Origin of the sequence: Actinoplanes sp. NPDC048988, assembly GCF_043197815.1 — a bacterium.
GTDB lineage: Bacteria > Actinomycetota > Actinomycetes > Mycobacteriales > Micromonosporaceae > Actinoplanes.
In genome coordinates, this window is record NZ_JBICTW010000016.1 from 61,398 (window position 1) to 75,493 (window position 14,096).

The following is a 14,096-nucleotide window of genomic DNA, read 5'->3' on the forward strand; positions in this document are numbered from 1 at the left end:
TCCTCGCTGTAACAGCTTCGGTTACAACGAGAAGGGCGTCAAGGCCGGATCACGCCGAGGGCGGCGGACCAGCCGGCGGATCAGCGGGCGGCGCGGAAGGTGACGCGACCGAAGGATCAGCGGGCGGGGCAGAGGGGGAAACGGCTGACGGATCCGCGGCGGAGGGAGACGGGCTCGCCTGATCAGCGGTGGAAACGGGCTGGTCGGCGGGAGCGAAGACGGGGGCCGGCGGAGCGAACGGCGAAGGCGCGGCGAACGGCACCGGCGGCTGAGGATACGCGGGTGCGGGGAAAGCCGCGCTGGGGTAAGCGGCCGCCGGGTGCGGCGGCGCCGGGTAGGCCGAGGCGAAATGCGGGGGCACCGGGTAAGCCGGTGGCGGTCCGTAGCCGAACGGCGCGGCGGGCTGAGGGCGGCCCGGGCGGAAGAAGCGGTTCGAGGGGCCCACCAGCAGCAGGACCGCCGTGACGATCGCGCAGGCGAAGGCCAGCAGGAGCGCGGAGAAGCTGATGACTTCGAAGGCGATGTTCCAGCCGCTCGAGTCCAGGTCGGCCAGTTTGTCCCAGAACGCCACCCCGGGGTACGGCTCGTCCGTGTACGCGGTGCCGTCCTCGTAGGGATCGTCGGCGGACCCGTCGTCGCCGCCGAAACCCGAAGCCAGCGCGTCGATCAGGAAGAACACCCCGAAACCGCCGAACAGGCAGCCGCCCAGCGACAACACGACCGGGGCGCCCATGCCGGCCAGCGTGAGGATCCGGCCGGTGTTGTTGCCCCGCCGCACCAGGACGGCCGTGATGCTCAGCCAGACGGCCAGGATCAGCGCGGGGACCGCCGGAAGCACCGCCCCGGTCAGGTTGTACGAGCGTTCGGCGCCCACGTCGCCCGGGTCGGCCCCGGTGGCCAGCGCGGCCTCGGTGATCAGTCCGTCGTAATGGATCGCGTGGGCGGTGGACACGCCGATGAACAGCAGCAGCATCGCCACCACGGCGAGCTGGAAGTACAAGGCGACCCGGACGGTCACCGGGAGGGGCTGAGTCACCCGGGCACTGTACGGATCGGGCGCCTAGTTGATCAATCGGGCTGGCGGAGCCATTCCGGGGCCAGGAGGCCGTAGATCAGGTCGTCGGTCCATTCGCCCTTGATGAACGTCTGCTGGCGCAGCAGGCCCTCGCGGGTGAAGCCGAGCCGTTCCATGAGGGCGGCCGACGCGACGTTGCGGGCGTCACACTCCCCTGCCACCTTGTGCAGGCCCTGCACGCGGAAAAGGCGGTCCAGGACGGCCCGAACGGCCTCGGTCGCGTAGCCCTGCTTCTGATGTCGGGAGGCCAGGGTGAAGCCGATCTCGGCCTGTTTCGCGTTGTCGTGCAGGTGCACCGCCACGTCGCCGATGAGGTCCCGCTCGGCGGTGCGCTCGATCGCGTACTGGAACCAGCCCGGCTTGTCGGGGTCGGAGGCCATGAAGTTGGCCACGGCGGTCTCGGCCCGCAACAGCGGGAACGGCGCGTCCCACGACTGGTAGCGCGCGACCGCCGGATCGGAGCGGTACCCGGCCAGCACGGGGGCGTCCGTGGGGCGGAAGCGCCGCAGGATGAGCCGTTCCGTCGCGATCAGCATGGAACGAGGTTATCCGGCCGGGTGAGGCAACGACCGCGCCCTATACAGTGCACCCATGCCTGGGGAGCATACGGAACCGTTGCGTCCTCGCGACCCGGACCGGCTGGGCTCCTACGAGCTGGTCGGCCGGCTCGGCGAGGGCGGCATGGGCACCGTCTATCTGGCCACGTCACCGGCGGGAGTGCTGGTGGCGGTCAAGGTGGTGCGCGCCGATCTGGCGCACGACGACGAGTTCCGGCGCCGGTTCCGCAGCGAGGTGGCCCGGGTGCGGCAGGTGCCGCCGTTCTGCACGGCCGAGGTGCTCGACGCCGACCCGGACGCCGAACACCCGTACCTGGTCTGCGAGTACGTGGACGGGCCGACGCTGGCCGAGGTGGTCGAGGAGCGCGGCCCGCTGACCGCGGCCAACCTGCACAGTGTGGCCATCGGGGTGGCCACCGCGCTGACCGCCATCCACGGGGCGGGAGTGATCCACCGCGATCTCAAGCCGCGCAACGTGCTGCTCGCGCCGGGCAGCCCCAAGGTGATCGACTTCGGGATCGCGCGGGCCATGGGCGCGCCGAGCGACAACACGGCCGCGTCGCAGATGGTGGGCACTGTCGCCTACATGGCGCCGGAGCGGTTCGGCGACGCCGACGTGCCGATCACGGCCGCGGCCGACGTGTTCTCGTGGGGCAGCGTGGTGACGTACGCGGGAATCGGGAAGACCCCGTTCGGCGGTGACTCGCCGCCGGCCACGGCCGGCCGTATCCTGACCAGCCCGCCCGATCTGGAGGGCCTGAGTGGCCCGCTGCGCGACCTGGTCGCGTACACCCTGGAGAAGGACCCGAAGAACCGGCCGACCGCCCGCGAACTGCTGGATCTGCTGGTGGCGGGCCCGACCCGGCCGGCCGCGACCAAGGCCGCGCTGGACGATCAGCCCGACCTGCGGGTGGCCGCGGCGAAGGCGCAGTCGGTGACCGGCCTGATGCCCAAGGGCTACGAGGAAGACTCGATCATCACGGTGCCGATCACGGCCGCCGGGCCGGTCGAGGAGGAGCCGGAGGCGCGGCGCCGCTGGTTCATGCCGGTCGCGGTCGCTTTCCTGGTGCTGGCCGTGATCGCCGGCGCGATGATGGTGATCTTCGGGCGGGACCCGGCCGAGACGTCGGCCGAACCGCCGCCGGCCGACCAGCCGATGATCATCAAGGACGATCTGGCCGCCGCCCGCTACTGGCTGGCCAAGACCGAGCCGGACGGGCATTCGGCCTGCGAGTTCGCCGACGGTTCGCTGGTCGCGCGGGTCGACAGCCGGCGGCTCTACAAGTGCCCGGGCCCGCAGGACCAGCTTCCCACCGACATCAACGCCGAGGTCGGGGTGCGGCTGCTCAGCGAGGACTCGTGCGCGGCGATCTGGTTCCGTTTCGGAGCCAACAAAGGTTATCTGGTACGGGCGTGCGCGAACAGCTTCTACGTCGGCACCCACAAGGGCACCGACGTGGTCGTCACCCGCACCATGCCGCTCGACCGGCCGCTGCCGGTGAACGGCCCGGCCACCCGGATCGGGCTGCGGGTCGACGACGGCACGGTGACGGTCTCCCGGGACGGCGCCGTGGTCGGCCAGGCGCCCCTGACCGACCGGGACATCTCCGGCGCGCGGCTGCTGCTCGGTGTCTACCCGGACCGGGACGCCCCGCAGAGCGGCCCGTTCCGGGTGGCCTTCGACCACATCGCTATTACTTCGAGTCCTTAGTGAGCCCGGCCCGGCGCAGGGCGTCGGCCATCGCGCCGCCGTTGAAGCTGCGCTGGTCCTGCTGCTGACGGCCCTGACGCTGCCCGCCGCCGCCCCCTTGACGCTGCCCGCCGCTCCCGGGACGCTGCTGGCGCGGCTGCGCCTGCCGGGGCGGGGTCTCCCCCCGCGGCTTGCGGACCGGCTCGTCGGTCAGGCGCATGGTCAGCGAGATCCGCTTGCGGGCCTCGTCGACCTCGACCACCCGCACCTTGACCACGTCGCCCGACTTCACGACCTCGCGCGGGTCCTTGACGAACGTGGTGGACAGCGCCGACACGTGCACCAGGCCGTCCTGGTGGACGCCGATGTCGACGAACGCGCCGAACGCGGCCACGTTGGTCACCACGCCCTCGAGGACCATGCCCGGCTTGAGGTCGGCGATCTTCTCGACGCCCTCGGCGAAGGTGGCCGTGGTGAAGCCCGGGCGCGGGTCGCGGCCCGGCTTCTCGAGCTCCTTGAGGATGTCGGTGACGGTCGGCAGGCCGACGGTGTCGGTGACGAACTGCTCCGGCTTGACCTTGCGCAGCACCTGGGTGTTGCCGATGACGCTCTTGAGGTCGGCCCCGACCGTGGAGAGGATCGTCCGGACCACCGGGTACGACTCGGGGTGCACGCTGGACGAGTCGAGCGGGTCGTCGCCGCCCGGGATGCGCAGGAAGCCGGCGCACTGCTCGAACGCCTTGGGGCCGAGCCGCGCCACCTTCTTGATCTCGGAGCGGTTCTTGAACGGGCCGTTCTGGTCGCGGTGCAGCACGATGTTCTCGGCCAGGCCCGCCCCGATGCCGGAGACGCGGGTGAGCAGCGGCGCCGAGGCCGTGTTGACGTCGACGCCGACCGCGTTCACACAGTCCTCGACGACCGCGTCGAGCGAGCGGGACAGCTTCACCTCGGAGAGGTCGTGCTGATACTGGCCGACGCCGATCGACCGCGGGTCGATCTTGACGAGCTCGGCCAGGGGGTCCTGGAGGCGGCGGGCGATGGAGACCGCGCCCCGCAGCGACACGTCCATGCCGGGCAGCTCCGACGCCGCGTACGCGGACGCCGAGTAGACCGACGCGCCGGCCTCGGAGACCATCACCTTGGTCAGGTTGGCCTCGGGGTGCCGCTTGATCAGGTCGGCCGCGAGCTTGTCGGTCTCGCGCGAGGCGGTGCCGTTGCCGATCGCGATCAGGTCGACGTTGTGCTTGCTGGCCAGCGCGGCGAGCCGGTGGATCGACTCGTCCCACTTGTTCTGCGGCACATGCGGGTAGATGGTGTCGGTGGCGACCACCTTGCCGGTGCCGTCGACCACGGCGACCTTCACGCCCGTACGGAATCCGGGGTCGAGGCCCATCGTCGACCGCGTGCCCGCCGGCGCCGCCAGCAGCAGGTCGCGCAGGTTGGCCGCGAAGACCCGTACGGCCTCGTCCTCGGCGGCCTGCCACAGCCGCACGCGCAGGTCGGCGCCGAGGTGGATCAGGATCCGCGTACGCCAGGCCCAGCGAACCGTGTCGGTCAGCCACTTGTCGCCCGGCCGCCCCTGGTCGGAGACGCCGAAGCGGGCGGCGATGCGCGGCTCGAAGGTGGACTCGTCCTCGGGTTCGGGCTCCATCGTCAGGTCGAGGACGCCCTCCTTCTCCCCGCGGAACATGGCGAGGATCCGGTGCGAGGGGAGTTTGGCGTACGGCTCGGCGAAGTCGAAGTAGTCGGCGAACTTCGCCCCCTCGGTCTGCTTGCCGTCGGTCACCTTGGCGACGAGGCGGCCCCGGGTCCACATGCGCTCGCGCAGCTCACCGATGAGGTCGGCGTCCTCGGCGAACCGTTCGATCAGGATCGACCGGGCGCCGTCGAGGGCGGCGCTCTCGTCGGCCACGCCCTTGCCGGCGTCGACGAAGGCGGCCGCGGTGGCCCGCGGGTCGAGCGACGGGTCGCCGATCAGCTGGTCGGCCAGCGGCTCCAGGCCGGCCTCACGGGCGATCTGGGCCTTGGTGCGGCGCTTCGGCTTGTACGGCAGGTAGATGTCCTCGAGCCGCGCCTTGGAGTCGGCGGCGAGGATGGCCTGCTCCAGCGCGTCGTCGAGCTTGCCCTGCTGCCGGATGGACTCGAGCACGGCGGCCCGGCGCTCCTCCAGCTCCCGCAGGTAACCCAGCCGCTCCTCGAGCGTGCGCAGCTGCGTGTCGTCGAGGGTGCCGGTCACCTCCTTGCGGTAGCGGGCGATGAACGGCACGGTGGCGCCGCCGTCGAGGAGCTCGACCGCCGCGGTTACCTGGCTCTCGCGGACACCGAGCTCGGAGGCAATGCGCTGATGGATCGCTGTCGTCACGCCGACGATTGTCTCCGATGCCCGGATCGCCTGTCTCGCCACCCCGCACGACGCATCCTCTGTACCGCTCACGGGGGACACCGGTCACGGCGGAGGAACCGCCACGCGATGGGCAAATCGTCCAACACTAGGCCATCGTCATCCAGGCTTGGTGGGAGGTACTAGAGACATCCGTTTCGGCCTTTGGCAGTCTTATCGGCATGACGCTTGTTGTCCGGGCGGTCGCTGCCACCGATCAGGGCCTGGTGCGGTCCAACAACGAGGACGCTGTCTTCGTGGGTAACCGCCTGCTCGTGGTGGCCGACGGCATGGGTGGGCTCCCCGCCGGTGAGCTGGCCAGCGATATCCTCGTGCAGGCTCTGGCCGTGGTCGACGACGTGCCCGACACCGGTGAGCCGCTACAGGACCTGCTGGCCGCGCTCCAGACGGCGAACGGCCGGATCGAGGCCGCGGTCGCCGACGACGACGCCCGCGACGGGATGGGCACGACGGTCACGGCGATCATGCTCGCCGGCGACCGGGTGGCCGCGCTGAACGTCGGCGACTCCCGCTGCTACCTGGTCCGCGACGGCGAGATGCAGCAGATCACCCGCGACGACACGTACGTGCAGGCGCTGGTCGACCAGGGCGTGCTCAGCGCCGAGGACGCCCGCCGCCACCCACAGCGGGCGCTGGTGACCCAGGCGGTGCAGGGCGGGCCGTTCCGCCCCACCGGCCGGATGATCCCGGTGCAGGAGGGCGACCGCTTCCTGCTGTGCAGCGACGGCCTCAGCGACTACGTCGAGGACGCGGTGATCCGGCAGACCCTGCTCGACAACGCCGACCGCAAGACGGCGGCGGCCGAGCTGGTCCACCGCACGCTGGAGAACGGCGCCCCCGACAACGTCACCGTGATCGTCGCCGACGTCACCGAAGGCTAGGCAGCTCTCTCAGGGTGGCGGATCAGGGTCTCCCCAGGGGACTTCCGGATGTCCGGCGGGCGCGAAAAGGCCGACGATGGATACATCGACGACCTCTTCGAGGGAATGTGAGAGTTCAATGAACGCCGTGCACGACAGCCTGTCCCGTCAGGGCCTCACCCGTCCGCGGGAGGGCCGGATGATCGCCGGCGTGTGCGCCGGTCTCGCCCGCCGCTTCGGCATCGACCCCTGGCTCGCCCGCCTGCTCTTCGTGGTGGTCCTGCTGGCCATCCCGGGCAGCCAGATCCTCGTCTACCCGATCCTGTGGATCGTGATGCCGTCGGAGAAGCCCGTCTACGCGACGCCGTATCCGCCGGCCGCCTGACAGCAGCACGACGGCGACCACGAACGGGACCGCGCCGGCGCCGGCCACGAGATCACTCAGCCACCGCTGCACCTCGCCGGCGGCGTTGATCACCGGGTCGGTCCCGGCGAGCCGGAGATCGCCGGTCAGCCGGAGCTCGTACCAGCCGTAGTAGGCCACGTAGAGACCACAGACGATCAGGATCGCGCCGCCGAGCCGGGGCACCACGCCCAGCAGGCGGCGCGTCCGCGTGATCAGCCCGGTGCGCGCCAGCGCCACGGCCACGGCGGTGGCCGAGACGATCAGGCCCATTCCCAGGCCGTACGCCAGGAAGAGCAGCACACCCTCAGCAAGTGATCCCGCGCGCAGGCTCGAGACGACCAGCGACAGGAACGGGCCGACCGCGCAGCCGAGCGACGCCACGGCGTACGCCATCCCGAACAGCAGCGTCGAGCCCACCGAGCCCGACACCAGCGGCGCCCGGACCCTCGGCGCGGGCAGCGAGCGGCCGCCGAGCAGCCACCCGCCGAGAACCGCCAGGGCCAGGCCCAGCACCACGGTCAGCCAGGGCAGGTGCGGCCGCAGCACCCCGGCGATCGGGGCCAGCACCAGGCCGAACGCGCCGAACACGAGGACGTAGCCCGCGGTCAGCGCCGCGCTGCAGATCAGGGCCCGGCGGACCGGCCGTTCGGTGCCGGCGGCGATCAACACCGAGAGGTACGCCGGCAGCAGCGCGAAGCCGCAGGGGTTGACCGCGCCGAGCATGCCCGCGGTCAGCGCCAGCAGCATCTCAGACCGCCAGGGACTTGACCTCGGCGGTCAGCTGCAGATCGTCCAGGTAGCCCGTCTTGCGGACCTTGCCCTTGTCGTCCAGGACGACGTACAGGCTCTGCTCAGCGATCTTGAATTTCTTCCAGATGACGCCGGCCTGGTCGTCGAGGTGCGGGACCGTGCGCAGCTCGAAGTCGTCGACGAACTGGTGCATGGCCTTGTTGTCGCCCATGCCGGCCACGCCCAGGAAGTTGATCTTGCCGCGGTACTGCTCCTCGAGGTCGCGGACGCTCTGCGCCTCGCTCGCGCAGGTGGCGCACCAGGGCGCCCAGAACCACAGGATCGCCGGCCGACCGGCCAGCAGGCTCCCGTCGTACGGCTTGCCGTCGATGGTCTTGCCGGTGAAGGCCAGCGTGGCCGGGACCGCCCTGGCCTCGGCGCCGGGCGGATCCCAGGCCGCTGTTGTCTTCTCGGGCGCGCCGCACCCGGCGGCGAGCAGGGCCGAGGCCGCCGCCAGCAGGACGGCGCGCCGCCTCACTTCGTCGCCTCGGTCAGCCGCAGGGCCAGCGCCGGGCAGACGTTCACCGCTTTACGGGCGCCCGTCTCCAGCCACGGCGGCAGCGGCGTCTGCGGGAACGCCGGGAAGCCGTTCGAGTCGAGCCGGATGATCTCGGGGGCGACCGCCGAGCACAGGCCGTGACCGTCGCACCGGGACCAGTCCACGGCCAGCTTCCGGGCGCCCTGCTCCGCCGTGTACGGCAGGGGCAGGATGCCGCGGACCTGCTTGCCGCAGCCCTCGCCGTTGGTGTGCGCCTCGACGTCCTTGGCGAAGACCTCCAGCGCCGACAGCGCGAAGCGGGCCGTGCCGTCCGGGTGGCTGCACGCGCCGCGGCCCTTGACCACACCGGCCGCCTGGCGGACGTTCTCGACCGCGTTGCCGCCGAGCGAGACCAGCGTGACCGCGCGGGCCAGGTCGGGCAGGCCGAGCCGGCACGGGCCGCACTGCCCGGCCGACTCGCCGGCCAGATATTGCACGACCTGCGAGACCTCACCCAGCGGGCAGGTCTTGGAGCCGATCGGGATGAGCATGCCGGCGCCGAGCGTGCCGCCGACCCCGGCGAAGCCCTTGCGTGAGATCGTCACCGTCTTCGCGGCCTCGGCCGTGATCCACTTGCCGTGGTAGCCGCCGACCAGCAGGCCGGGACCGATGTCGGCGCCGCACATGTTGAGCACGTCCATCAGCGGGGTGCCGGTGGGCGCCTCCACCACGGCCGGGGCCGACGACGCGCCGCCGACGGTCAGCATGACCGTGCCCGGCTCCTCGGGGATGCCGACCGCGTTGTACTCCCACGGGCCGAGCCGGGCCGCGATCGCCAGCTGCGAGTACGTCTCGGCGTTGGAGAGCAGGGTGGGCAGCCCCATCACGCCGTTGTCGCTCGAGCGGACCTTGCGGCCGGGCGGGATGTGCGCCTCGCCGTTGATGCCGCGGACCAGCGCGCCGCCCTCACCGGAGATGAAGCGGTGCGGCACCGTGACGATCCGGGTCGGGCAGGGCATGCGCCGCTCGGCCAGGGCCGCGGTCAGCGACTCCTGCCCGATGCCGTCGTCGGCGATGCCGATGACGATCTCCTCGGCGTCCAGCGCGGCGGCGGCCAGGGCGGCGCCGTCGAGGATCAGGTGCGGGCCGCGGGTCAGGATCGCCTTGTCCTTCCAGGACGGCGGCTCACCCTCGGTCGCGTTGACCACGATCACCGGCGGCAGCTCCTGCCGCCGGCAGGAGTCGAGCACCGCGCGGACCTTGCGGGCGAACGGGAAACCCGCCCCGCCGCGACCGCGCAGCTCGATCCGGTCGGCCAGCCCGATCAGCTCGCCCGAGGACAGCGCGGCGAAGCCACCGTGCACCTCCTGGTGGGCGAGCAGGTCGAGCCGACCGTACTCGTCGAAGCCCGCGGTGATCCGCGGCGTGCCGATCGCGGTGACCGGCGGAACCTGCGACGCGCTCAATTCGCTTCCCCTCGCAGCTGCGACCAGTACGCGTCGTCAGCCACCTCGTCGTCCGCCCGGCCGCGGCCGTCGCGGCGAGCTCCCCGGCCCGCCTGGACGCGTACGGGTTCCTGCAGGTCACGGTCTTCCCTCCGGGAGCGGCGGGACGCCATGTCGACCAGGGTCGGCGTCTCGTCGTCGCCACCGAACTCGACGAAGCCACTGCGGCTGTGCCGGCCGGAGTCGGCCCGGTCGACGTCGGCGCCACGGTCACGCCGCCGGCCGCGGGGAGCGTCGTCGATCTCGCGGTCGTAGGCGGCCCGGCGGGCGGGCGGCTCGTCGTCGGCGTACCGGCCACGCTGCCGGGGCACGTCGTCGTAGTCCCGGTCGTCCGTCAGCGGCATGTCGCCGCGGCGCCGCGACGGGCGCGGGGCGGGCATGTCGTCCTCGTCGGCGTAGCGGCGCTGGCGGGGCGCCGTCGGCTCGTCGTAGTAACCGCGGTCGTCCCGCTCGACCCGCCGCATCCGGGTGCTGGTGTCCTCTAGATCGTCACGGCGCATCCGGGCGCCGGTGTCCTCGTAGTCGGCGCGGCGCATGCGGGTGCCGGTGTCGTCCAGGCGCATCCGGGTGCCGGTGTCCTCGGGCGCGTAGCGGCGGCCGCGCGGCTCGTCGTACTCGATCTCGTCCTCGACCCGGCGCCGTCCCCGCGGCATCTCGTCCTCGAAGTCCGGGCGGACCATCATGCCGGTCGGCTCGTCGAAGCGGGCGGCCGGAACCAGGAGATCGTCCACCGGCGGCGCGGGCGGCGGGGTGACCGGGCGGAACGTGTCGACCACGGCGACCGGGCCCAGCGTCTGCGGCTCGGGCTCGGGAGCCCGCTCGCGGCGGCTCGGCCGCTTCATCGCCGGCGAGCTGGTCGGCACCAGCGTGCCGACCGGCTTCAGGCCACCGGCGCCGGCCTGCGAGGCGAAGTCCTTGTTGCGGTTCAGGCTCACCGACAGCCGTACGGCCAGGCCGATGAGCACCCCGAGGATGCAGACGATGTAGCTGACGATGACCCAGGTCGCCGCGGGCCGGCCGGCCGAGAGGCCGTGCACCAGGGCGATCGGCCACATCAGGTACGAGATGGCGTGGATGGAGCGCCACATCCAGGGCTTGCCCCGGCCGACGAAGCGCGACCGGGCGATGCCGGTCCACATCACCAGCACCATGAGCCAGCCGGAGATGGTGCCGAGGCCGATGTACAGCTTGTTGCCGGCCGCGAGGAACGGGATGAAGGCGTCGATGATGCCGATGTGCTCCTCGACGACCTTGGTCCAGACGTGGACGAAGAGCGCGCCCACGGCGATCACGCCGGTGGTGCGGTGGGCCGACTGCAGCAGCACCCGTTGCCGGATCGAGAGCACCAGCCGGTCGGTGGCGACCAGGCCGATCATGATCGTGATGGACAGCGAGACCAGCGCCACCACGCCCATGTAGAACTCGGCGTAGATGAAGAAGTAGTAGTAGCCGACGCGTCCCGGCGCGGTCATCATCGCGACCGCCCAGATCGCCGCGAGCACGCTCACGGTGAGTACGACAACCGCGCCCCGGGAGGCGGGTTTCGTTCCGGTAGCTCCGACATCGACGGCCACACGATTGGCGGATCGCTCTTTGTTCTTCGTCTTGGCCATTGACTCCTCGTTCTCCGCAGCGGTCACGTCCCGTGGGCGGTGGGACGCCGGCACCCGTGGGGAGTGCCCCGTGCTCTTGGTCTCGGGCAGCGGCCGGTGTCGCTCCGGTCCCTGCCCATCCCCCATCTACGTGCCGGGCGCGGGTTCGGATGAACACTGGGCGGCGATTTTGTCGGCTACTTGGCAGTCACATTCGGCAAAGCGGCCCTGAGCTGCGCAGACACGCCCAAGCAACAAAGACCTAAGGAAAACTTAAGGTTCCCGTACGGAGTGACCCGAGCCACCCGGTGAACCTTTCGGCGCCCGCCTGCGAACCCTTCAGCGCGCGAGGCGTGTCGACGCCCGCGCGGAAGGAGATGATCGGCATGCGACACCTGGCGGCATCCGGCGCTGTCGCGCTGGTCGCGATCGGCTTTTTCGCGACGCCGGCGCGCGCCGACGTGGACGGCTTCTCGGTGAAGCTCGGCCAGGCGCCCGCGACGTTCACCATCGGCAAGGCCGCGCGCACCCTCACCGCGGTCGTCTCGACCGAGCGCGAGAGCCGGCGCTGCATCAAGGTGCGCTGGGCGCTCACCGTCGAGACCAAGGGCGTCAGCCTCGACCAGATCCGGGTCGGGCGGGTCGAGAACAATCAGGACTTCGGCGTACGGGCGACGATCGAGAACGACGCGGCGCAGATCGTCGACGAGCGGCTCGACCCGGGTCAGCTCTGCCGCGACCGGACGGTGACCGGGCAGTGGACCGTCGCCTTCACCGGCCCGGACGACGGCGAGGTCACCTTCACGGCCCGCGCCCTCGACGCGACCGGCCGCGTGCTGAGCACCATCGGCTCCCAGGCCCAGGTGGTCACGCCGGTGGCCGCTTCCACGTCGCCGTCACCGTCGGCGTCACCCTCCGCGTCGCCTTCGGCCGCCCCTTCCGCTCCCCCCTCGCCGGAGGAAGAAGAGGCGTCGGTGGTCACTGAAGATCCCGAGCCGTCATCGGCCGCCCTGGTGCCGGCGTCGAGCAGCACCAGCGTGCTCGGCATCGGGCTGATCATCGGCGCGCTGATGGTCTTCCTCGGCGTCGGCATGCTGCTGCGGCTGCGCGCCCGCAACCGCCGCACCGCGGCCCTGGCGACCGAGTTGCCGACCGGCTTCTACACAGCGCCACGCCGGCGGTAATAACGCTTCGTGTCGCTGATCCGGCTGACCGCGGTCACCCGATGGGCTTACGTTCGCATCGATTCCTGATGCAAAGGAGCATCGCCATGACCGATCGCTTCGATCCCAACATCCCACCCACCGGGCCGACCGACCCCGCCATCGAGGGAGAGTTCCTCGGCATCGTCGGCATCACCGAGAGGCCCACGCTCGGCAAGTCCAACCTCGTCGTCAACCGCGCGAAGCCGTTCGACATCGAGGTCCGCTGGCGCGTCTTCGGCAACCTGGTGCCGCTCTGGCTGACCGCGTTGTCGGTACGCACGCAGGACTGGGTCGTCACGGCGTTCGCCGAGTCCCAGGGCCCGGGCGACGAGGTGTCCCTCGGCGAGGTGCGGGTGCCGGTGCGCGGCCCGTTCTTCAGCCAGGACGAGAGGTACGCGGCCAAGCTGACCGTGCCGGCCTTCACGCTGCCCGAGGGCGACCCCGGCAACACGATCCAGGCCGGCGTCTACAAGATCGTCGTCACGACGTTCCTCGACTCCGATCTGGGCCCCGTCGGCTACGACATGATGGGCTACGCCGAGGGTCCGATCATCAAGGTGGAGGACCCCGAGTAGAAGCCGGGCCGGCCGGTTTCTTCCCGGACAACGGCGTCCCCGAGGAAACCGGCCGGTCTTTTCTACGTGATGTCGACGCCCTCGATGCTGATACCGCCGAGCGAGCCGACGTGTCGTGCGGAGAAGTCGCCGCGGTCGATGACCGTCAGGCGGGGCCGGGACTTGCCGACCACCACGCGGCGGCCGCACAGGTCGTCGGAGCAGACGAAGAGCACCTCGTTGGCGTTCTCCGCTTCGCAGATCATCTCGTGAAGTGCCATGTGCGTTCTTACCCCGGCCGGACCACCCTCAACCATCCACTCACCCTGGCAGGCAGGCAATCGTGGACGAAACCCCGCGTATGACCCCGGCAGCACGCGCCGCCCTGGTCGCGCTCTCCCAGGGCAGCTGTGACTTCCCCGGCTGCCGCACCCCCGTGATGGTCTTCCTCGGCACCGAGCCCGAGGTCAACGTCGAGCCGGTACGCATCCGGGGCGCCGACCCGGACGGTCCGCGCTACACCGCCGGACCGCCGGACGACTCCTTCGCCAACCTGTTGCTCCTGTGCGTCCCGCACCGCAAGACGATCGACCACGACGAGAAGGCGCACCCGGTCGAGCTGCTCCAGTCGTGGAAGCAGCCCGGCCCGCTGTCGTCACTGCGCGGCTTGACCGAGCAGCGCCTGGACGCGCTGCTGACCACTGCCTTCAGCGCGGCCCGGGACCAGATCGACGAGGCGCTGACCGCTTTCGAGAAGACCGACCCGGCAGCCGCGCAGCTCCTGCGCGAGCTGACCGACACCTTGCACGACCAGCGCGGCCGATACGGCGCCGACCCGCGCCTGACCACGGCCCTGACCACCATCAACGACCGGCTCGACACCCTGCTGGCCGGCGACCCGCCCCCACGCCCACCACAGCGCACGAACATCGGCTGGCGCCCCTAGGAACCGCCTTCTCCGCAGGCGCCGCCTTCTCGGCTGGC

At 71.3% G+C, this 14,096-nt stretch carries 13 protein-coding genes and 1 pseudogene; 6 read left to right on the forward strand and 8 right to left on the reverse strand.

Annotated features, from left to right (window positions below; translation table 11 throughout):
• Window positions 1-49: 49 nt before the first annotated feature.
• Together ACGFJ7_RS36080 and ACGFJ7_RS36085 are read right to left on the reverse strand one after the other, a co-directional pair.
• Window positions 50-1,036: a hypothetical protein gene (locus ACGFJ7_RS36080; protein ID WP_360253806.1), complete on the reverse strand. Its 987-nt coding sequence runs from the start codon at window positions 1,034-1,036 to the stop codon at window positions 50-52.
• A 32-nt stretch (window positions 1,037-1,068) separates the two neighbouring features.
• Window positions 1,069-1,611, reverse strand: a complete 543-nt coding sequence (locus tag ACGFJ7_RS36085) for a GNAT family protein (RefSeq protein WP_360253808.1) — start codon at window positions 1,609-1,611, stop codon at window positions 1,069-1,071.
• Window positions 1,612-1,666: 55 nt separating this feature from the next.
• Between ACGFJ7_RS36085 and ACGFJ7_RS36090 the strand changes: the two genes are divergently transcribed.
• Window positions 1,667-3,343: a serine/threonine protein kinase gene (locus ACGFJ7_RS36090; RefSeq protein WP_392646418.1), complete on the forward strand. Its 1,677-nt coding sequence runs from the start codon at window positions 1,667-1,669 to the stop codon at window positions 3,341-3,343.
• On the opposite strand, the gene ACGFJ7_RS36095 is transcribed toward ACGFJ7_RS36090, so the two are convergent.
• Window positions 3,327-5,684, reverse strand: coding sequence for a Tex family protein (locus ACGFJ7_RS36095; protein WP_360253812.1), 2,358 nt, complete (start codon window positions 5,682-5,684; stop codon window positions 3,327-3,329). The two genes, ACGFJ7_RS36090 and ACGFJ7_RS36095, sit on opposite strands and share 17 nt — an antisense overlap.
• A gap of 200 nt (window positions 5,685-5,884) precedes the next feature.
• Between ACGFJ7_RS36095 and ACGFJ7_RS36100 the strand changes: the two genes are divergently transcribed.
• Window positions 5,885-6,604 (forward strand): protein phosphatase 2C domain-containing protein, encoded by a 720-nt coding sequence (locus ACGFJ7_RS36100; protein ID WP_360253814.1) that lies wholly within the window; start codon window positions 5,885-5,887, stop codon window positions 6,602-6,604.
• A gap of 118 nt (window positions 6,605-6,722) precedes the next feature.
• Complete coding sequence (locus tag ACGFJ7_RS36105) at window positions 6,723-6,968, forward strand: PspC domain-containing protein (RefSeq protein ID WP_392646563.1); 246 nt, start codon at window positions 6,723-6,725, stop codon at window positions 6,966-6,968.
• On the opposite strand, the pseudogene ACGFJ7_RS36110 reads toward ACGFJ7_RS36105, so the two are convergent.
• The 4 genes and pseudogenes from ACGFJ7_RS36110 to ACGFJ7_RS36125 all read right to left on the reverse strand — a co-directional run.
• Window positions 6,876-7,736 (reverse strand): annotated as a pseudogene (locus ACGFJ7_RS36110) (cytochrome c biogenesis CcdA family protein); the annotation flags it as partial. The gene ACGFJ7_RS36105 and the pseudogene ACGFJ7_RS36110 overlap by 93 nt on opposite strands.
• 1 nt (window position 7,737) lies before the next feature.
• On the reverse strand, window positions 7,738-8,256 hold the full coding sequence (locus ACGFJ7_RS36115) for a TlpA family protein disulfide reductase (RefSeq protein WP_392646421.1): 519 nt from the start codon (window positions 8,254-8,256) through the stop codon (window positions 7,738-7,740).
• Window positions 8,253-9,722, reverse strand: a complete 1,470-nt coding sequence (locus ACGFJ7_RS36120; protein ID WP_360253818.1) for an NADH-ubiquinone oxidoreductase-F iron-sulfur binding region domain-containing protein — start codon at window positions 9,720-9,722, stop codon at window positions 8,253-8,255. Before ACGFJ7_RS36120 ends, ACGFJ7_RS36115 begins: the two co-directional genes overlap by 4 nt.
• A complete protein-coding gene (locus ACGFJ7_RS36125) occupies window positions 9,719-11,269 on the reverse strand; it encodes a translation initiation factor III (protein WP_392646423.1) in 1,551 nt (516 codons plus the stop codon). The genes ACGFJ7_RS36120 and ACGFJ7_RS36125 overlap by 4 nt, the downstream gene beginning before the upstream one ends.
• Window positions 11,270-11,739: 470 nt before the next feature.
• Here ACGFJ7_RS36125 and ACGFJ7_RS36130 point away from each other — a divergent pair, with 470 nt between their 5' ends.
• Complete coding sequence (locus tag ACGFJ7_RS36130; RefSeq protein WP_392646424.1) at window positions 11,740-12,537, forward strand: hypothetical protein; 798 nt, start codon at window positions 11,740-11,742, stop codon at window positions 12,535-12,537.
• Between the two features lie 86 nt (window positions 12,538-12,623).
• Window positions 12,624-13,133, forward strand: coding sequence for a hypothetical protein (locus ACGFJ7_RS36135; protein ID WP_360253824.1), 510 nt, complete (start codon window positions 12,624-12,626; stop codon window positions 13,131-13,133).
• 62 nt (window positions 13,134-13,195) lie between these two features.
• Here the strand turns inward: ACGFJ7_RS36135 and ACGFJ7_RS36140 are convergent, their stop codons facing one another.
• Complete coding sequence (locus ACGFJ7_RS36140; RefSeq protein ID WP_360253826.1) at window positions 13,196-13,393, reverse strand: hypothetical protein; 198 nt, start codon at window positions 13,391-13,393, stop codon at window positions 13,196-13,198.
• Window positions 13,394-13,455: 62 nt separating this feature from the next.
• Between ACGFJ7_RS36140 and ACGFJ7_RS36145 the strand changes: the two genes are divergently transcribed.
• Window positions 13,456-14,058, forward strand: coding sequence for a hypothetical protein (locus tag ACGFJ7_RS36145; protein ID WP_392646426.1), 603 nt, complete (start codon window positions 13,456-13,458; stop codon window positions 14,056-14,058).
• Window positions 14,059-14,096 lie beyond the last annotated feature (38 nt).